The sequence below is a fragment of the Calyptranema fuscum S582 genome, from assembly GCF_055793305.1.
This window is the reverse complement of sequence record NZ_JBSLYH010000029.1, coordinates 1-20,458: the sequence shown is the minus strand read 5'-3', so window position 1 is coordinate 20,458 and position 20,458 is coordinate 1. Positions and strand designations below refer to the sequence as shown.

Below are 20,458 nucleotides of genomic sequence, written 5' to 3'. Positions count from 1 at the left end.
TACAAGGGATATTGACCGCTCAGCACTACCTATGAACACCGCTACTCCTGACGCCATTCCTCGTGTTCTGATTGTTGAAGCTGATGAATCGTTGGCACAGCAAATTAGCCTGGATCTCAAAGAATCTGGGTATGACATTGCGATCGCCGATGACTTTATCAATGCATTGAAACTATCAGCCGACTTCAAACCTTCTCTGATCGTGGTCGATCGGATGCTTTCTGGCGAATCGGGGTTGCAACTCTGCACCAATCTGCGAGGAAAAGGTATTCGCACCCCTGTTTTATTGCTGATGGCACGAGATTCAGTAGACGATCGCATCGCCTGTCTGGAAGCCGGAGCCGATGACTATTTCCTCAAACCTTACCGGACGGAAGATTTTCTCAAGCTGGTGCAACTCTATCTTCAGCCCGACACCCACAGCACCGAACAACTCCGCTTTGCAGACCTGGTGCTTGATCTGGCAACCCGTCGGGCGATTCGGCAAGATCGGGGCATTGATCTAACGATGAAAGAGTTTGAGTTACTCAAATATTTAATGGAGCATCCCCGCGAAGTTTTGACCCGCGAACAAATCTTAGAAAATGTTTGGGGCTACGACTTTATGGGCGAGTCCAATGTGATTGAGGTTTATATCCGGTATTTGCGGCTCAAAATTGAAGATGAAGGTGAGAAACGCCTGATCCAAACAGTCCGGGGCGTTGGCTATGTGCTACGAGAATCGTAATGTAAGTTTTGTCGTTGTAAACACGCGATCGCCTCTGCCATTTCTACCTGATGAAATTCGCCATAAAAGCGGCTGACACTGAGAAACGATTCGGGTGTGGCGAGACAAATGACGCGATCGCCCCAATATTGCATCAGTTTGATCATGTATCTGGGAGCAACCGGGGCACAGATGAAAATTAAGGCTGGCTGCTGGGCACGCAGGGCACGCGCCGCAACTGCCATCGTCATGCCCGTTGCAATGCCATCATCCACTAAAATCGCAATTTTTCCGGTGGCGCTAACCGTAGGGCAATAGGGTGCAAATGCCTGTCGCAATGCGTTTGCTTTATCATGAGCTTCTTTTAACGCCGTTCGCCAGCAACCGATATTCCGCAAGGTAAAGTACGCATACCGCGACCGAATCGCATGACCATCGGCTGTAACCGCCCCAATGGCTAATTCTGGGTTATCCGGTCGTGTAACTTTTTTAGCGACGATCAGATCTAACGGACAGCCCAATTGCTGAGCCAGGGGTTCTGCAACGGGGATGCCGCCGCGTGGCAAAGCATAGACGACAGGCTGATGGTGACGATCGTTGGGCGCTAACCGCGCTATTTCTGCCAAGACAGCCTGAGCCAATTGATGACCAGCGTCATCGCGATCGCGAAACAAGGGTAGATAAGACATCACTCCCTCCAGCAATGTGCGGTGGGATCACCCAATCATCATGACAGGGATTTAGGGGAACCTCCGACAGGCAGTCGCACAGACGTTTTACCGTAGCCTGCTTTCTATCGGGTATGCCACACCCCCACGGGGGGAATTACAGCTTAGGATCGTGGATTAATAAAACCGAAGATTTATTTTTGGAAGCGCGGCGGAGCCGCGCTTCCAAAAATAAACTTCCGGATTTTAATTAATTTGTAATCCTTAATAGATCTGCGTTCCTTAGGATTTAGGCTGATTTCTCATTGGTATAAGATTAGCAATATCCATCTGGCGACGCTGAAAGATACAAATTAGCCCTGATGTTTCGTCCTAAAATCTAAGAGTTCCACTCCGTCTAACGGGATGCTCTATGAAAACTCAAACCAATCATGTTTATTTGGGGGATCAAGAGCCTCTACTTTCATTTTAAAGCTGTTAAATCCAGATGTTGCTGACGTTCACGTAAGTTCAGAAGCCTGGATTCTGCCCGATTTAAAGCATCTGATTTAAAGTCAATTTGCGATCGCCTTCTTATCAACTTAGTGGTTTCCTTGCAACGTATTCATGTCTAGCGACGAACAATTTAGTTTATTTAATTTGGCAGACACTTCTGTTTCAGCCCCCCCGGCAGATTTTGATGCCAATCTGATCCCGACGAGTGCGAAAGTTCCAGTTCCCCCCGGAACGTATACCGACATGGAAACGATGGGCGACCATTGTAATCGTTGTCAACGTTGCGATTTAGGGGCAGGGCGCACCCATGCCGTGATTGGGCGCGGTAGCCTGGATGCACCAATTATGATCGTCGGCGAAGGTCCGGGGCAAAATGAAGACGAGACTGGACTGCCGTTTGTGGGCAAAGCTGGACAACTATTAGACAAAATTTTGGCATCGGTGAATATTACCGAAGCCGATGTCTTCATTTGCAATATCGTCAAATGCCGTCCTCCCGGCAACCGTGCCCCGACGACCGACGAAATGGATGCCTGCCGTCCATACCTGATGGAACAAATTCGCATGGTCGATCCTCAGATCATTCTCTTAACGGGGGCATCGTCTGTGCGCGGTATTACCGGAGACAAACGCGGCATTACCAAAATTCGGGGGCAATGGATTGAATGGGAAGGGCGGATGTGTATGCCGATCTTCCATCCGGCGTATTTACTGCGCAACCAATCCCGTGAAAAAGGCAGTCCCAAATGGCATATGTGGCAAGACATCCAGGTTGTCCGCCAAAAGCTCGATGAAATTCGGGGTCAGACGGCTTAACGTGTCGTCCGAATCTGGCACGGCGTCATCCCCACCCATAACCCTTAATCGCTAATCCCTAACCTCTAACCCCTGATGAATAGTACAATTGCGATCGCGCCCCCATCCTTTTCGCCAAATCTGAATTAGTGGATAATTCCTCTGACTTGACAGGTCTTGATCTCAAACAGTTGTTCCCTTTTGACCTGGATGACTTCCAGAAAAGGGCGATCGCTGCTCTCAATATTGATGCATCGGTAGTCGTTTGTGCTCCCACGGGTTCTGGCAAAACGCTGATTGGGGAATATGCCATCCATCGTGCATTGGCACAGAAAAAGCGTGTGTTTTACACTACGCCGCTGAAAGCATTGTCTAATCAAAAACTCAGAGATTTTCGCGATCGCTTTGGTGTCGAACAAGTTGGCTTGCTCACCGGAGACACATCGGTTAACCGAGATGCTCCCATTTTGGTGATGACCACAGAAATTTTCCGTAACATGCTGTACGGCACTCGTATTGGCGAAGTGGGCACGTCCCTGCAAGACTTGCAAACCGTTGTTTTAGATGAATGTCATTACATGAATGACATCCAGCGGGGCACTGTCTGGGAAGAATCCATTATCTACTGCCCCCGTGAAGTGCAATTAGTGGCACTCTCGGCAACGATCGCCAATAGTGACCAGCTGACGGATTGGATCAGCCATGTGCATGGGTCTACCGAGCTAATCTATTCCGACTTTCGCCCGGTACCCTTAGAATTTTCGTTTTGCACGAACAAAGGGTTGTTTCCTTTACTCAGTCCCAACGGCAAAAGCATTAATCCGCGCCTCAAGCCCAAAGGTAATCCACGCGGACGGCAAGACATTCCCTCGATGATCTATGTCATCGCCCAACTGCAAAAACGGGATATGCTGCCCGCCATCTACTTCATTTTTAGCCGCAAGGGGTGTGAAAAAGCGCTAGAAGAATTGCACCAGGCGTTGCAAGAGGCGGGCGATTATCGGTTGGTCAATGCTGCCGAAACGCAACTGCTGCGCCAGAAAGTTGATGCCTTTTTGCAATCCAATCCCGAAGCCGCTCGCAGTGGTCATGTCGAACCGTTGTATGACGGCATTGCTGCCCACCATGCCGGAATTTTGCCCGCCTGGAAAAGCCTGATCGAAGAACTATTTCAGCAAGGGCTGATCAAGGTGGTGTTTGCGACCGAAACCCTGGCAGCCGGAATTAATATGCCTGCTCGAACAACGGTGATTTCGAGTCTGTCTAAACGGACTGATCGGGGGCACCGTTTACTGAATGCGTCCGAATTTCTGCAAATGTCTGGACGGGCAGGACGTCGGGGCATGGATCAACAGGGCTATGTCGTCACCATTCAAACCCGATTTGAGGGGGCAAGAGAAGCGTCCTATCTGGCAATCTCTGGGGCAGACCCGCTGATTAGCCAGTTTACCCCCAGCTATGGCATGGTGCTAAATTTGCTGGAAAATCATACTCTGGAAGAAGCCAGAGAGTTGATTGAGCGTAGCTTTGGGCAATATCTTTCGACCCTCTACCTCAAACCCCAGCAAGGCGAAATCGATCGTCTGGAAGCCGAATACGAGCATCAACAGGCACAACTTGCCCATGTAGAGCCGGGGGTTTTGGCAGGCTATGAAAAATTGCATGAGCGTCTTAAGGAAGAAAGACGGCTGCTAAAAATCTTGCAGCAACAGTCGCATGATGGACGTACACACGATATGACACGGGCGATCGCCTTTGCCGTAGCGGGAACCATTTTGACGCTCAAAGGCAAGCATGTGCCTGTGGCAACTCCGTTACCAGCGGTGCTGGTGACCAAGATGCAGGGTGCCGGACAAGCTCCCTATCTGCTGTGTTTGGGGCAAGACAACCGCTGGTATATTGTGGCAGTGGCAGATGTGGTGGGGTTATATGGCGAATTCCCCCGCATCGCAGCGGTCGATCACCTGGTGCCACCGCTGGATATGGCGTTAAAACTGGGGTCTTCTCGAAAAGGCAACGAAGATACGCTGGCGATCGCCCAGCGCATTCCCCAGATTTCCCCGGTTGCAGACCTGCCTCCCGAAGTCCAAACCCAACAAGAGCAGGTCGAGCTGATCGAACGGCAGATTCAGTCTCATCCAGCGCATCAACTGGGCAATCCTGCCAATCTCCTCAAGCGGCAACAACGCCTGGTCAAAATCGCTGAAGAAATTCGCGATCGCAAAGGCAAACTTGATAAACAAGCCGAACGCTATTGGAACGAATTTCTCAGCCTGATGGAAATCTTGCAACAGTTCGATTGTTTAGAACAAGTGTCGTCTTCCGCCGGATCGGCACAGGATGAGTGGAAACCGACTGCTATGGGTCAAGTGGCGGCGGCTATCCGGGGAGATAACGAACTCTGGCTGGGGCTGGCGCTGGCGTCAGGTGAACTAGACCACCTGGACCCGCATCATCTTGCAGCCGCCTGCTCGTCGTTGGTCACTGAAGTGTCTCGTCCAGATAACTGGGCACATTACACTGCATCCCCTGAGGTCGATGAAGCCTTACGCGGCTTACGGGGGGTACGTCGCCAACTGATCCAAACTCAATATCGTCGCCAGGTTGCCCTACCTGTGTGGATGGAGATGGACTGGAGTGGATTGGTCGAACAGTGGGCATTGGGAAGCGAGTGGGCTGATTTGTGCACCAACACCAGCCTGGACGAAGGCGATGTGGTTCGCATTTTGCGCCGGACGCTAGATTTTCTCTCGCAAATTCCTCATGTGCCCCATTTACATGACGACCTGAGGCGCAACGCCCATCGAGCCATCCAATTAATCGATCGCTTTCCCGTTAACGAAGCCATTAACTAGGGCGTGTGTTAAAACTCGCTAAGAGAGTTGTTTTTTCGTACGCGAAGCGCACGAAAAAACAACTTTTAAAACAGCCCCTAACCTGAGTTCGTTAAATACAAAAACGGCATCGTGGGGCGCGGAGCGCCCCACGATGCCGTACAAAATCAACCCGCACCGCGCTATAGAAAGGTCATGATCACTTTGATTGCTCCGTGCGAGGCTCAAACCCCTGATGGTAGTTGGCATATACCTCTTTGGCAGGAAGATTTAGGGACTGATCTAACCGTTGCGAATTCTGTATATAAATTACATAAAAACTCTGAATTGCACAAAGAATATAATGTTAACTAATGCTTTTCTAAAAAAAATAACCTACTTTTGTGCAGAAAGAGGAGGGTTTGCGAGAGAAGAAGCTTGATCCAGGGTTTCAGCAAGTGACAAGGGTCACAACAGGGCTTGAGAACAATCACAAATCTGCATGATTCGGATCGCTTCCTATAACTCCGGACTTAGACATACTAAAGGAGACTCAACTCTAGCCGAGTCATCAACAGGGAACACACGACTTGCCGACAGATTCCACAGCGGAGACTGTCGGTTTTTTATGGAAATTAAGATGTGTAGTAACTTTTGATACTTAAACATACGGAATCCGTAGTTATCGCATGGCTCCCATCGTGTTTTTCCAAGACAACTCTTTGCACAAGATTTCTAGCGCTCGTTGTTCTGCTCCGGAAAAAAGACCGCTTTCGGCTAGTTCTTTTAAGACTTGCTGTGTCAGTTGGGCAGCAAAGCTACCCCCAAATCGGAGCAGGTGACTGTAATAGCAAAACTGAGGACGCTGGTCTTGATTGAGGTGAAATTGATAGATTTCGTCGGGAAGCATGGTGAATACCGACGTATTAACGGGCACGACAACACGGGGGATGCCATGTACACCATAGGTCAGTTCTTGAGTCTGCTCCAACGCTCCAATCAAAACGATGCCCAGCAACGTCCGGGTTTCATTGATTAAGTCGGGCGTAAACAAGGGGTCGGGTTCACTGGTCAAACGGGGACCGCTATTGGCAAACATCGGATTGTCGAGCACAGAGTTGTAGATAATGCCGACTGCCCAATGGCGCTTGCCCGGTTCTTCGAGCTTGACGAAACTGCCAAAGCCATAGTCTCCAGCCTGGGGTGGACGGTCTACATCGCGATCGCCATCTAGTTGCACAATGTAGTCGCAATGAGAGTTGGACTTAACGACTTTGCCGAGTCTCATAGGAAATATTCCTGATCAAGCGAAAGGATGCGTCCGTACAATGGTAAATCTTTTTTCTCAAATCGGGCATGGCTTCATTTTTCAGGCGCACCCTTGAGGCGCGGAACTGAAACAAACCCCAATCATAAATTTCTATGGTCTCACCCAGTTGCTGTTGACCTAGCGTAGGGGCATAGCATTTGGTAAAAAATCCTTGATTGACCTCGAAAATCCCCATCCAAATGCTATGCCCTTACAGGATTGGATAGCACCGACAGAAAATCCGTCAGAATTAGGATCGCAAATTCATTAAAACTTGGACGTTTCTGTGTGGAAGCGCGGCGTCGCCGCGCTTCCACACAGAAATCTTTGGTTTTGCTAAATCCACTCATCATTCTGAAGGCTGCCGGTTCAGCGACTGAGCTTGATATTATTTGGTTACAAATCTCTAAACCTGTCTCAGCCTTACATCCCTTGAGCTATTACCGCCGACAACCCAACGCCTTCCCGATCGCTTACCTCAACGACTTACGCGGCGAGATTTTGGCGTGCCCGTACTTCACCGTGAATAATCTAAATCGAGATTTTATTGGCACTAAAGGCTTCTCCATCGTCTTTCGGCGTTCTGGACTGGTAGCCGTGGAGCGCCAATTTCCTTTCTTTAAGCCCTATCTTGACCTGGCACTAGATGCTGGTTGTAATGCCTTTTATCTCAACCCCTTACTGCTACAAAAAGATTCGCGGGTTGATCCGCATATCGATCGCTCATTACGGTCTTATTGCAAAACCGTTGACCCACCGGCAATGGTCAGCGTTCTCTATATTCAAGTGCCTGATCCGCTTCAAGGGGGTGAGTTGGTCTTACGCAACCACAAAAAGCAAGTTGGACAGGTTAAGCCGACCGTAAATACATTGCTTTGCTTTCAGGGTGATTTAAGTCATGCGGTAACGGCAGTGCAAACGCCGGGTGTGCGGCTGAGTTTGGTTTGCGAACAATACAACCTGGATGACGACGAGCTACAAGAGATTCCAGAATTTACGGTTGAATCTAGAGCCGCAAAGCAGGTTTATGGGCGAGCTTAGCCCCGTCAAATTTTCGGTATTGCTTAATCGCGGGATGAATTTGACCGTGAAACCGAAGGTTTCACGGTCAAATTCATCCCGCGATTAAGCAACGCCAAATTTTCTCTATTTTCTGGGTTTTTTCTGATCTTTAGAAGCCTGGTTGAGACGCCTCATATCACCCATAAAACCCCGTTGGTTTTGTAACTTCAACCCATGAATCCGTTTTTGCTGATATGCCTTGACTGCTTCGGCTAAGGGATGGGATGGATCAATTTTTAGATGGGTCAGTGACGTTACCAGCACTTTCCCTCCCGTTTGCTTGGTGTTGACAGCACACATGATGCCACCCATGTCGCCTGAATATTTGACCAGCGTAACGTCTAGTTCATCATCGGGGGCAACCCGTTCTCCTTGCTGATGCAAGACTTTCAAGAATTCCTTTCCCGGACGCACTGTAAAGGGCAGGCTTGCTTCTAACTGATCGGTTAGGGCGATCGCCTCGCTGTAGTTATCAATTTGCATCAGTTCTACCTGCTTTGAGATCAGGGGCAACCCAAAATCAGAATACCTCAAACGTCTGACTTCAGCTGTGCGGTATCTGGGCATACATTGATAGATAACCCTTTGATTTCACGGCAAATTCACGTCCTAGATCTGCAATGCCTTGTATAGCGGCGCATTAGGGCCAGGACGGTGTGCAGGGAATGAAACCCCTGCATGGGGTCATCTCCCTTACCTCCCTAATGTCCTAACTGGATTGCGTAGAACCATAACTGGCTTGTGATAAGAATCTTTATATTGTTGGTACACTATTTGATACATCTTGGTCGTGATTTCGGCAAACGAACTTCGGGAAGGTAGCCCCTGCACAGATCCTGATCCTGGTACGTCTGGTGTCAGTCCCTAACTTGTCGATATGTCTTTCAGCTCACTAACCTGAATTTTTTCATATAGCACTATACATATTAGGCAAGTTAGGTAAGGGCAAGGGGTCTGCCCTTGCTCCAGTGTTGCTTTTCTAGATATGGGGGTAATAGTCGAGTAAGGCTTACGCAGTGAGCTTTTCTCAACTATGGTCTATGCCTCTGACACTCAACGGGTTAGACCGACTGCTTGAATCTGTGATCCTTAGTGAAATCTTTACGGCTACAAAAAATTTCGGGTTTCACCCGATAAAACTTGAGTCGCTCTCTCTGAAATCGGGTAACAATTTAGAGCAAGAATTTTTTAGAGGCAATCTTGCGATTTTTATCAATTTTCAGGTGATACCCATGAGCCATCAGTCCATAGCGTTGTGCAGGTTGATTCAGCACGCTGTTGTGGGGCGCTCCGCGCCCCACAACAGCGTTTCTGTACTTAACGAACTTGCACACCGCTATAAGGAGCGTGAATTTAGTAAAACCTTTGGATTTTATTACATCCACGATCCTAACGAAATGTTCTCGATCCGTAGTTCATGAGTTGGATAAGCGTGCGGAGCGCGCTTGTCCAACTCATGAACTACAGAGTTGAAACACTATCGATGGCTGAATTTGGGTTGGTGTATCTCGATAGTTGAACTTTTGACCTGATCAACTCTCACTACATGGATCTGCTACCGATGTCCGATAGCTCTAGGGGTAAAGCGTTTCGCACTACATCCGATCAATTCAGTGATGAACATCTTCACCAACGCATGGAGGAGTTCAAACAAACTCAGGCGGCTTTAGCGGAGAGCCAACGGCGGTTGACCAGTTTGATCGATGCCTTACCGGGCATTGTTTTTTCTTGCTCAAACGACCCAGATTGGTCGATGACGTATCTCAGCGAAGGCTGCTTTACGCTGACAGGCTATCGCAGTGAAGAATTGACCGGGCAACACCGATGCATCACCTACAACGCCATTACCCATCCGGAAGATTTACCTAACGTTCTTCAGACCATTGACATGGCGATCGCCACTCGCAAACCGTATGTTGTCGAGTACCGAATTCGGACTAAAACGGGTGAAGAAAAATGGTTATGGGAAAAAGGCAATGCCGTGTTTCAAGCCGATCAGGTACTGGGTCTAGAGGGTTTCATTACCGATATTACCGAGCGCAAACAGGCTGAAAACGCTTTACAAGAGAGTGAGGCAAAAAACCGCGAGAATGAAAGCTTTTTACGGCTAATTCTCAATAACATTCCCCAGCATATTTTTTGGAAAGACCGCAACTCCGTATACTGCGGAGTCAACCAGGTCTTTGCACAGGCCGCCGGATTTGACCATTCCCAAGACCTGATCGGCAAGACGGATTATGACTTGTGGTCGCCAGATCTGGCAGAGCGATATATTGCCAGAGATCAACGCATCATCGCAACCGATACAGCCGAATTACATATCATTGCCTATAAAACCCTCGCAGACGGTCAGAAAGTATGGCAGGACGTCAACAAAATTCCGATTCATGATGCTGCGGGCAACGTCATTGGGATCTTAGGCACCTCTGAGGATATCACCGAACGAAAAGTAGCCGAATTGCTGTTGGCGCACCAAAAACGAGTGCTGGAGATGATTGCCACGCATCATCCCCTCTCAGATATTTTAGAAGCGCTGGTTGAAATTGCTGAGGCACACTCGCAAGCAACAATCGGGTCGATTTTGCTGTTAGACGCCGATGAAATGTGTCTTCGCCATATTGCGGCACCCCGGTTACCAGGGGGTTATATCCAGGCAATCGATGGCAGCCCTATTGGCGCAAGGGCAGGCTCTTGTGGAACGGCTGTTTATCGGCAAGAAACCGTCATTGTCCACGATATTGCGACTGACCCGCTTTGGGAAGATTATAGAGACGTTGCCCTCCAGCATGGGTTGCAGGCCTGCTGGTCGATGCCAATTTTTTCTTCGCAAAAGAAAGTGCTGGGCACCTTTGCTACGTACTATCGCGAACCTCGCATTCCCAATGATCAAGAGTTGCAATTGCTGAAAACGGTGACGCAACTTGCCGGGATTGCGATTGAACGGAAACAAGCCGAAGCCATCCTGGCAAAGCGGGAGAAATATTTAGTGGCATTAGTGGAAGTTCAGCAATTATTGATTGCTTCAGAAAATATTGATGAACTCTACAGCAACATTTTAGAACCGCTAGGGCGTGCCTCTGGAGCCAGCCGCATCTCCATTTATGAAAACCATCAGACCGAGTCTGGACAATTGATGATGGTGCATCGCTCAGAATGGTGTGCTGTGGGTATCGACTCAGCTCCTAACAATTCGCCGTTTAACCCTCTTGCCTATGCAACCTTTGCACCCCAATGGTTAGCGGAGATGCAGCAGGGCAATATTCACAGTAGCCTGGTGAGTGATTTACCCAGGTGCGATCGCCACTTTTTTGAGCAACAGGGTGTCTTGTCCATTTTGGAAGTGCCTTTAATCGTTAATGGCGAGTTTTTTGGATTTATTGGCTTCGACAACTGTGTTGAGGCGCGTCTCTGGGAACCCCTGGAAACAGAATTATTACAAGCCGCTGCCGTTTCGATCGCCCTGATGCAAGAACGCTGTCAAGCCAGAGAAGCGATCCAACAAGCCGAGGCAAAGTACCGCAGTATTTTTGAAAATGCGGTAGAAGGCATCTTTCGCACCACCCTGGATGGTCAGTATCAGATTGTTAACCCGATGCTGGCAAAGATTTATGGCTATGACTCGCCTGACGATTTGATGACATCGCTCACCAATATTCAGCAGCAACTGTATGTACTCCCTCATCGGCGGCTGGAGTTTGTCCATCACATCCAGGCAGAAAAAGCCGTGTGGGGATTTGAATCTCAGGTCTATCGCAAAGATGGCAGTACGATTTGGATTTCTGAATCGGCACGGGCGATTTATAATGCTGCCGGTCAACTGATTGGCTATGAAGGTACGGTCGAAGACATCACGTTACGCAAACAGTCTGAAGCCGAACTTCATAAACGCGATGATCTATTACAAGGTGTAGCCGAAGCCAGCAATTGCTTACTGCTCAACACAGATCTGGCGATCGCCATTCCTGACGCACTGGCAATTTTAGGAAAAGCGGCAAAAGCCGATCGGGCGTACATCTATAAAAATTATCCCCACCCCAATACAACGCAAGTCTGCGTTAGTCTGCGGTTTGAATGGACGAATGAAAACGTTAGATCGGGACTGGATCAGCCCCATTGCCAGCATCTCACCTACGGCGAAATGGGGACAGACCGATGGTACGAAGCGTTTCAGGCGGGGCGATCGATCGCAGGCATTACGCGCAATTTTTCTGAAGCCGAACAAGACTTACTCAGCCGTGATGACATCCTATCCATTTTGATGGTGCCCATTTTTATCGACGAACAACTTTGGGGATACATCGGCTTTGACGATTGCCATCACGAACGTGAATGGACTGCCAGTGAGGAATCGATCCTTGTAGCGATCGCGGCTAGCATTGGCGGAGCCATCAAACGCCAGCACACCGAAGAACAGATGCGCTACCAGGCATTTCACGATGCGTTGACGGGGTTACCCAATCGGGTTTTGTTTGACCAGCGGCTTAGTCTTCATCTTGCCCATGCGCGTCGTACAGAGGAATTGCTGGCGGTTTTGTTTCTGGATCTCGATCGGTTTAAAACGATTAATGACACCCTCGGCCATGCCATTGGCGATCAACTCTTGCAGCAGGCAACGCAACGTCTCAACACCTGCCTGAGAGAAGAAGATACCATTGCCCGTTGGGGTGGCGATGAATTTACCCTAATTTTGCCTAATATCAAAAGCCCTGAAGATGCTGCTAAAATTGCCCAACGCATTTCTAGAGCCTTCAAACCTGCATTTTACTTAGACCAGCACGAACTCTACATTACCAGTAGCATTGGCATTTCCCTCTATCCGTACAATGGCACGGATGCCGAAACCTTAGTCAAAAATGCCGATGCTGCCCTCTATCGAGTAAAGGAACAAGGTCGCAATAACTATCAGTTTTATAGCATTTCTATCAATCCCAAAGCCTCTGAATTATTGACGTTAGAAAATAGCCTCCATCATGCATTAGAGCAAAATGAATTTGTGATTTACTATCAACCCCAAGTCAATGTGACGACGGGAAAAATTACGCAGATGGAAGCGCTACTCAGATGGCAACACCCTCAATTAGGATTGATATCCCCATCTACATTTATTGGTTTAGCCGAAGAAAATGGATTAATCATCCCCATTGGCGAATGGGTGCTACGGGCGGCATGTGCGCAAAATAAGGCATGGCAGGCGATGGGTCTGGCTCCTATGCGGATTGCCGTTAACCTCTCTGCGCGCCAATTTCAACAACCCAAATTGCTCGAACAAATTCAAGGCATTCTATCAGAAACCCAACTTAACCCAGTAGAGCTAGAACTAGAAATTACAGAAACGGCAGCAATGCAAGATATCGAATTTACAACCACTGTGCTTCAATCATTGCGGCAGATGGGAGTGCGAATTTCGATGGATGATTTTGGCGCAGGGTATTCTTCTCTGGGCTATCTCAAAAAATTCCCCCTACATACCTTAAAAATCGATCGCTCCTTTGTTCAAGATCTGGCAGAGAATGCAGATGATTCAGCCATCATCAGCGCCATCATTACCCTGGGCAAAGGGCTGAATCTCAATGTTGTGGCAGAAGGCGTAGAAACTCAGGCACAGTTGGCAATATTGCGATCGCTCAACTGCTTTGAAATGCAAGGCTACTGGTTTAGCCCACCGATGGATCTGCCAACGGCAACTCAATTTTTAAAGCAGCATCCTTACCAGACCGTAGATACTGCATTGCTAAACCACTACCCAACCCCAGACTTTTCTTCCTTGCAACATTAAATGGGATTCAGGATCACCATTGAACCAATATAGCGCTGTGCAGGTTGATTCAGTACGGTGTTGTGGGGCGCGGAGCGCCCCACAACACCGTTTCTGTACTTAACGAACTTGCATACTGCTATAGCGATCCTATTGGATGCGTGACAATGATCAGGTGTGAAAGCACCTGATTTCGGCGCAATTTTCAAGTGCGCGACGTCTAGGTTGTTGAGCGAGAGCCGCGCGGAGCGCGGCTCTCGCTCAACAACCACAATCCATCTAGGCACGAAGCGCCATTAGTCTATCAGTAGAGGGGTGTGGAGGCTACGCCTCCACACCCCTCTATTTCGTTTAACTTTGAAGAGTATTGGGTTTATCTGTGGCTTAGATTCCAGAGCCATTGAGAAATTCTTCAATCGCTTTATCTTGTAAGCGGCAACTGACCCGAGCCACGCTATCGACTGAGTCAGCACCCCAGCTCAAAGAATCGTCTTTGTGGATCGCCAAAGATGCATAGACATACGCAGGTGCAGGTGCAGGTGCAGGTCTAAGCGCAATATCTTTCAACGATTGTAGTTCTTGTTCTAACAGCTCAATCCGATCCACAAGGGCTCGGATCACCTGTGCTTCAGAATCTGGCAACTTACCATGTTCCAGTGGATCGACCCGCTCTCCAGATCGATAGACGATGCGTCCGGGCACACCGACGACTGTGCAATCTGCCGGAACATCTCGAAGGACGACGGAACCTGCTCCAATCCGGGCATTATTGCCAATCTGGATGTTGCCCAGCACTTTCGCGCCAGCCCCAACTACCACATTTTCTCCCAGTGTTGGGTGGCGTTTACCGCTTTCTTTGCCTGTGCCGCCCAGGGTCACACCCTGATAAATCAGGCTGTAATCGCCAACGATCGCCGTTTCACCGATAACCACGCCCATGCCGTGATCGATAAACACACCCCGCCCAATTACAGCACCGGGGTGAATCTCAATGCCGGTTAAAAACCGGGCGATGTGAGAAATCAAACGCGGAATGAACGGGATGCCTAAAAGCTGTAGACCATGGGCAAACCGATGAAACAATAAAGATTGCAGACCAGGATAACAGAACAACACCTCTAGCCAGTTGCGTGCGGCAGGGTCTCGTTCGAAAATAATGCGAAAGTCAGCAGCAAGAGCACTAAACACAGGCTGTCACCCTATTCTTCTGGTAAAACGAACCAATCATTATCTTAACGTTCGTCGAGACATAAATTCTGAGAGTGAGATTAAGGATGGGTTGAAACTCCCTTAGGGGATGTGATAAAACCCGGTGCTTTTGGAACGAGCGACGGCTCTGCCGTCGCTCGTTCCAAAAGCTAACGATCGCTCGGATAGGGGGCGCACTCTGAAAATTTTAGGGAACCTCTGGAGGTTTGCGATCGCCATTATGCATCTAGGGCGATCGCATAGGATAGGGTACACCATTTAGTTTTGCGATCGCTCCAACTTTTGATACAAAAATTTCCAGATACTTCCCTTCAGACCTGGGAGATTAAAGAGTGGATCTGGGCATTCTTAAAATTGAAGACATTAAACCCTGCTCCTCACACTTGAGTGGGTTTAGAAACCAATTTCCACTTACTTTCATCCTATTTTCAGCCACCATGAATTCTAAAAGTAGAAAAATACTTTCCCCTATGTGGCAATATCTTAATCAGCCACTTTTCAATGCCCAATCTCCTGCAATCTTAAATCCTCGTCGATTCTGGTATTCCTATCAAATTCAACACCTTGAGCGCTGTTGGTTTAGAATGTATCGACCGGAAGAACACTATCGCAGTTAGTGGATCAGGGAGATGGACTGGCTGTTCATTTCCTATTTCAGATAAATGGTATGAATCATATTTCGCAGTTGAAAGGGTTAGTGGTTGCCGTTTAAAAGTTATGAAACCCTAACTCTTTCAAACCTGTTTAAAGAAACAAAAAACTTTTCTTTAAAGTTTCTTATTTTAAGAACTTTTCTAGAACTCTTACTTCTATTGTCGTGTATTCTAGCCAATTTAAAATTTAGATAAAGATCGGATGTAAAACCCGAGTTTTTACATCTGCATATAGTGAGACGCAGCTTCACATAAATCGGTATATGGCAATCCTATTTGATTTGTGAAAATGATTAGTTGTGAAAGCGCCCGCCCGAAGGGCGGGCGCTTTCACAACTGACTCAGGATCGCTACAACTAACCCATAAGAGACGCTTACCTGAGCAGCTATACAACAGGGTACAGGGTAAGAACCCCTGTACCCTGTTGCGATAGGTTTAAAGGGAATTGACTATGTTGCAAACACCAAATTTTGCAACATGGGGGGTTGGGGGCTTCGCTCCCAAGAGGGGTTCCACCCCTTCACCCCTTACAAAACTTTCGTTTTGCTGTACCAGTGGTCTGTCTATTAAAAATTGACAGTTAAAACGGGTGATGTGCCGCGCTTCGCGCGGCACATCACCCGTCAGAAAATATTTGACAAAGCACTAGTTAGACACTTCGGCAATTTCGATCACACGACCATGCATGTCTTTTGCTAGAAAATTTAGCGGTTTTTCGCGCCTGATTTTATGCTTGACGCCGTGCGTTTGGATTCGCATCAAAATTAGCTCCAGGCAATCATGGTCAAAGCACACATGGCGTTGGCGATCTTTGGGTCCTAAGCTGGCACCTGAAATGACGTGCAATTGAGTATTTTTCTTCAGCTGATACCACAACCCGTCGGGGGTATCTTTATAGCCTTGACCCGCAGAGCTGCCAAAACTTCCTGCCGACATATAAAGAGGGTCTATACTGGCTGCACCTAACGTTTGCTCGTAATTGTAGTAGTAGTGCAGCGGCACATCTGCCGCAGGCAAATCTAACATGCCCTCGTAAAATTGTCTGGCTAGTTCTAGATCAGACACCATGACGGTGTGAACTTTTGGGGCACTGGTTAGAAACATCCACATTGCCCCTGCATAAGCAATGAGCAAGAGCACCATGATCCCCTGGGTCGATAGAAGACTATCTAACGGAAGATTCCAGAATGCGCCCAGAAGATGAACTGAAGGTAATCCAATAAGATCCGATAAAATCATGAACCGACGCAATCAAAATACAAGCGGTTTAACATATATAGACAGGTGCCAGTTGCTACTAGTTTAGCAGCGTTATTCCTGTTCCAGCTAAATAGAGTGATGTAAGCGAGGCTTAGTAAAGAATGACAGGACAGTTATTGCTGGTCGATGATGAACCCGGTTTGCGACAAGCCGTGCAAGCTTATTTAGAAGACAGTGGTTTTACCGTTCATGTTGCCGGTAATGCCCGCGATGGTTGGGAATTATTACAGCAAACTGCTCCAGATCTAGTCATTTCAGATGTCATGATGCCCCAGGTTGACGGCTATCAATTTCTTAAACAGATGCGAGAAGACCCTCGTTATCAGGCGTTACCTGTGGTGTTTCTAACGGCTCGTGGCATGACTACCGATCGCATTCAGGGCTATCAAGCGGGTTGTGATGCTTATCTTTCCAAGCCGTTTGACCCCGATGAATTGGTTGCGATCGTATCTAATTTGCTGAAACGCCGAATTGCAGCTACGGCAAGTGCAACGGATGGCGAAACCCCAGATATCGCCGATATGGCTCGTCAAATTGCTGAAATCAAAGCCATGCTGACTCAACGGGGCAGCATTGCCCAGACAGCAGCTCCAATTAAGTTAGATCTGACGCCTCGTGAGAAAAGTGTGTTGGAGTTGGTGGCAGAAGGGTTGATGAACAAAGAAATTGCTCGTCGGCTAGACACCAGCGTTCGCAATGTTGAAAAGTATGTAAGTCGTTTGTTTAGTAAAACAGGCACTAATAGCCGCACTGAATTGGTGCGCTATGCACTGGAACATGGGTTAACCAAATAAGAAAAACGGAGCACTGACCGTGCTCCGTCTTGACTTAGGGAGGAGGAGTTAACCCCGAACGTACTCAATTTTTCTGTTAGCGACCAATGCCTACATACCGGAAGCCAGCGCTTTCGAGGGCTTCTCGGTCAAGGAAATTACGACCGTCAATGATGACAGGGTTGTTCATCAGTTTTGACATTTTAGCGTAGTCGAGATTGCGGAATTGTGACCAATCCGTCACTAAAACCAGAGCATCACAGCCATCTGCCAGACGTTCTGGGTCGGTTTCGACAATGACGTTAGATAGCCCGTGGCGCATTCCGGTTTGAGACACCAGCGGATCATAGGCTTTGACCTTGGTGCCCAAGCGATTGAGTTGCTCGATCATATCCAGAGCCGGGGCATCCCGCAGGTCATCGGTGTCAGGCTTAAAGGTCAACCCCATGAGACCGACAGTTTTGCCTTTCAAAATTTTGAGCACTTGCTGAAGTTTTTCGATGACAATCAAGCGTTGGCGTTGGTTGACACTGACTGCCGATTTCAAAAGTTGGGCTTCATAGCCGTAGTCGTCAGCAGTGTGGATCAAGGCTGAAACATCTTTGGGGAAGCAAGACCCACCCCAGCCAATGCCTGCTTGCAAGAATTTGCTGCCAATACGAGAGTCCAAGCCAATGCCTTTGGCAACTTGGGTGACATCCGCCCCGACGCGATCGCAAATGTTGGCGACTTCGTTGACAAAGCTAATTTTGGTTGCCAGGAACGCGTTGGAGGCATATTTCACCATTTCAGCCGAGCTGAGATCGGTGGTAACGACGGGTACGGTGGGAGCGGTCTTATCTTCCGCAAACTGACGAGACACGATGGGCGCATACAGTTCCTTCATCATGGCGATCGCCTTTTGGCTGGTGCTACCCAAAACAATCCGGTCGGGATTAAAGGTATCGTAGACAGCCGAGCCTTCCCGCAAGAACTCTGGATTGCTAACCACATCAAAGGCAGCCTTGACTTCACCGCCCTCAACTTCTGCACCGGCGGGAACCAGAGACTTTTGCCGTTCAGCCACACCATCTAATACAATCATCCGCACCCAGTCACCAGAGCCGATGGGCACTGTGGACTTGTTGACAATGACTTTATAGTCGCCATTGAGATGATTGCCAATGCCACGGGCAACTGCTTCTACATAGCGAGTGTCACTTTCACCCGTTGGCATAGCAGGGGTGCCCACTGCAATAAACAAAATTTCGCCGTGGTTGACACCGGCATTCAGGTCTGTTGTGAAATGAATACGTCCTGCGTCAATGGACGCTTTCATCAATTCTGACAATCCCGGTTCAAAAATCGGAGATTGCCCAGATTGCATAATCTTGACCTTCTCTTCGTTATTGTCTACGCAGATCACATCATGACCAATGTGAGCCAAGCAAACACCCGTAACTAGACCAACATATCCGGTACCAATGACACAAACACGCATAGAATAATCTCCTCGCAGAAAAGCAGGTGACGTAAACAGTAAAGCTCTATGGAATCGCTAAAACAAGAGCGGTTAAAGGCTTTGAGGTGCAATGCAAAGACAAGCTCAAAGGACAGATGCAGGCTTTACTAAATTGTCAGAATCGCTTTGGATTCGGCTTCTAAAATCTTCGACCGTCATTTTCAATCCTTCTTGCAGAGGAATCGTAGGCTGCCAGTTGAGCCAGGTTCTTGCTCTGGTGATATCTGGCTTACGACGACGGGGGTCATCTTGGGGCAGGGGTTCAAACTTCACTTCTACATCGGGATTCACCATGTTCTGGACGGCTTGAGCCAGTTCTAGGATAGTGTATTCGTCGGGATTCCCTAGATTCACAGGACCCGTGTATTCGCCATTCATCAGCCGCATCAGACCTTCAACCAAATCTGACACAAAGCAAAAACTGCGGGTTTGAGAACCGTCACCATAGACCGTCAAGGGTCTATTTCGGAGTGCCTGAACGACTAAATTGCTTACGACGCGACCGTCATTTTCCAACATCCTGGGTCCGTAAGTATTGAAAATCCGAGCAACGCGGATCTCAACATCGTTTTGACGATGGTAGTCAAACGCCAGCGTTTCGGCAACCCGCTTACCCTCGTCATAGCAACTCCGAATGCCGATGGTGTTGACGTTACCCCGATAATCTTCCGTTTGAGGATGGACTTCGGGATCACCGTAGACTTCAGAGGTGGAGGCGAGCAAAAATCTTGCTTTGACTCGCTTTGCCAAACCCAGCATGTTGAGCGTCCCCATCACATTGGTTTTGATGGTTTTGACGGGATTGTATTGGTAATGAACTGGTGATGCAGGGCAGGCAAGATGGTAAATCTGATCAACTTCTAGGCGAATCGGTTCGGTAATATCGTGCCGGATTAACTCGAAATAGGGATGACCAAACCATTTAAGAATATTGCGCTTATGACCCGTGTAGAAGTTATCTAGACAGACAATCTCATGACCTTGCTCCATGAGTCGGTCGATGAGATGAGAACCAATAAAGCCTGCGCCGCCCGTGACTAGAATTCGCATAGTTTGTGTTTTTAGTGTTATAAAACGGCAAAACTCAACCCGTAAAAGCTCTTCAGCAACCCTACCTCTCTACAACTAGCTCTTTTTAGTTGACTAGCTAAACCATAGTCAGCCACCATCCAGATCCGCCGTATTTCCACTGAAGTTGTATAGCAACTTAACAAAGGTTTTAGCTCTGATAAAACTCTAAGCGGTCGGGTTCATTAAATCTTCAAGCCTCTATTAATGCTGTTTGAAGACGATTGGCAAATTCATTTCATGAAGATTACGTAAAGAGTACCCATAAGAGCGGGTGAGAATAACACTAAACTCCTAATTCTACTGACAGACTTTATCTAACGTTTGGGTAGAGAGGCTACTCCCGTCTCTATTGCTAAGACCTGAGAATCAATTGGTTAAATCCGTTTG

General features: G+C 48.2%; 14 protein-coding genes. 7 read left to right on the top strand and 7 right to left on the bottom strand.

The window, feature by feature from the left end; genetic code table 11:
• The first annotated feature begins 31 nt into the window (after positions 1-31).
• Positions 32-727: a response regulator transcription factor NblR gene (gene nblR, locus ACR6Z4_RS19015; RefSeq protein ID WP_479718886.1), complete on the top strand. Its 696-nt coding sequence runs from the start codon at positions 32-34 to the stop codon at positions 725-727.
• On the opposite strand, the gene ACR6Z4_RS19010 is transcribed toward nblR, so the two are convergent.
• Positions 706-1,395, bottom strand: a complete 690-nt coding sequence (locus ACR6Z4_RS19010) for a phosphoribosyltransferase (protein ID WP_479718885.1) — start codon at positions 1,393-1,395, stop codon at positions 706-708. The genes nblR and ACR6Z4_RS19010 overlap by 22 nt on opposite strands.
• 585 nt (positions 1,396-1,980) lie before the next feature.
• Between ACR6Z4_RS19010 and ACR6Z4_RS19005 the strand changes: the two genes are divergently transcribed.
• Together ACR6Z4_RS19005 and ACR6Z4_RS19000 are read left to right on the top strand one after the other, a co-directional pair.
• Complete coding sequence (locus ACR6Z4_RS19005; protein WP_479718884.1) at positions 1,981-2,685, top strand: uracil-DNA glycosylase; 705 nt, start codon at positions 1,981-1,983, stop codon at positions 2,683-2,685.
• A 128-nt stretch (positions 2,686-2,813) separates the two neighbouring features.
• Entirely contained in the window at positions 2,814-5,519 is a 2,706-nt protein-coding gene (locus ACR6Z4_RS19000) for a DEAD/DEAH box helicase (RefSeq protein WP_479718883.1), read from the top strand.
• A gap of 640 nt (positions 5,520-6,159) precedes the next feature.
• On the opposite strand, the gene ACR6Z4_RS18995 is transcribed toward ACR6Z4_RS19000, so the two are convergent.
• Entirely contained in the window at positions 6,160-6,765 is a 606-nt protein-coding gene (locus ACR6Z4_RS18995) for a DUF8166 family protein (RefSeq protein ID WP_479718882.1), read from the bottom strand.
• A gap of 453 nt (positions 6,766-7,218) precedes the next feature.
• Between ACR6Z4_RS18995 and ACR6Z4_RS18990 the strand changes: the two genes are divergently transcribed.
• The gene (locus ACR6Z4_RS18990; protein WP_479718954.1) at positions 7,219-7,827 is read left to right on the top strand and encodes a 2OG-Fe(II) oxygenase; all 609 of its coding nucleotides are present in this window, start codon (positions 7,219-7,221) and stop codon (positions 7,825-7,827) included.
• Between the two features lie 105 nt (positions 7,828-7,932).
• On the opposite strand, the gene ACR6Z4_RS18985 is transcribed toward ACR6Z4_RS18990, so the two are convergent.
• On the bottom strand, positions 7,933-8,415 hold the full coding sequence (locus ACR6Z4_RS18985) for a hypothetical protein (RefSeq protein WP_479718881.1): 483 nt from the start codon (positions 8,413-8,415) through the stop codon (positions 7,933-7,935).
• A 473-nt stretch (positions 8,416-8,888) separates the two neighbouring features.
• Here ACR6Z4_RS18985 and ACR6Z4_RS18980 point away from each other — a divergent pair, with 473 nt between their 5' ends.
• On the top strand, positions 8,889-9,269 hold the full coding sequence (locus tag ACR6Z4_RS18980) for a hypothetical protein (RefSeq protein ID WP_479718880.1): 381 nt from the start codon (positions 8,889-8,891) through the stop codon (positions 9,267-9,269).
• A 140-nt stretch (positions 9,270-9,409) separates the two neighbouring features.
• Positions 9,410-13,624: an EAL domain-containing protein gene (locus tag ACR6Z4_RS18975; protein ID WP_479718879.1), complete on the top strand. Its 4,215-nt coding sequence runs from the start codon at positions 9,410-9,412 to the stop codon at positions 13,622-13,624.
• A gap of 363 nt (positions 13,625-13,987) precedes the next feature.
• Here the strand turns inward: ACR6Z4_RS18975 and cysE are convergent, their stop codons facing one another.
• Together cysE and ACR6Z4_RS18965 are read right to left on the bottom strand one after the other, a co-directional pair.
• The gene (cysE, locus tag ACR6Z4_RS18970; protein ID WP_479718878.1) at positions 13,988-14,791 is read right to left on the bottom strand and encodes a serine O-acetyltransferase; all 804 of its coding nucleotides are present in this window, start codon (positions 14,789-14,791) and stop codon (positions 13,988-13,990) included.
• A gap of 1,320 nt (positions 14,792-16,111) precedes the next feature.
• On the bottom strand, positions 16,112-16,705 hold the full coding sequence (locus tag ACR6Z4_RS18965; RefSeq protein WP_479718877.1) for a VOC family protein: 594 nt from the start codon (positions 16,703-16,705) through the stop codon (positions 16,112-16,114).
• Between the two features lie 122 nt (positions 16,706-16,827).
• Between ACR6Z4_RS18965 and ACR6Z4_RS18960 the strand changes: the two genes are divergently transcribed.
• Positions 16,828-17,520: a response regulator transcription factor gene (locus tag ACR6Z4_RS18960; protein ID WP_479718876.1), complete on the top strand. Its 693-nt coding sequence runs from the start codon at positions 16,828-16,830 to the stop codon at positions 17,518-17,520.
• Between the two features lie 76 nt (positions 17,521-17,596).
• Here the strand turns inward: ACR6Z4_RS18960 and ACR6Z4_RS18955 are convergent, their stop codons facing one another.
• Both ACR6Z4_RS18955 and ACR6Z4_RS18950 read right to left on the bottom strand, forming a co-directional pair.
• On the bottom strand, positions 17,597-18,979 hold the full coding sequence (locus tag ACR6Z4_RS18955) for a UDP-glucose dehydrogenase family protein (protein ID WP_479718875.1): 1,383 nt from the start codon (positions 18,977-18,979) through the stop codon (positions 17,597-17,599).
• A 105-nt stretch (positions 18,980-19,084) separates the two neighbouring features.
• Positions 19,085-20,050: a UDP-glucuronic acid decarboxylase family protein gene (locus tag ACR6Z4_RS18950; RefSeq protein WP_479718874.1), complete on the bottom strand. Its 966-nt coding sequence runs from the start codon at positions 20,048-20,050 to the stop codon at positions 19,085-19,087.
• Positions 20,051-20,458: the final 408 nt, after the last annotated feature.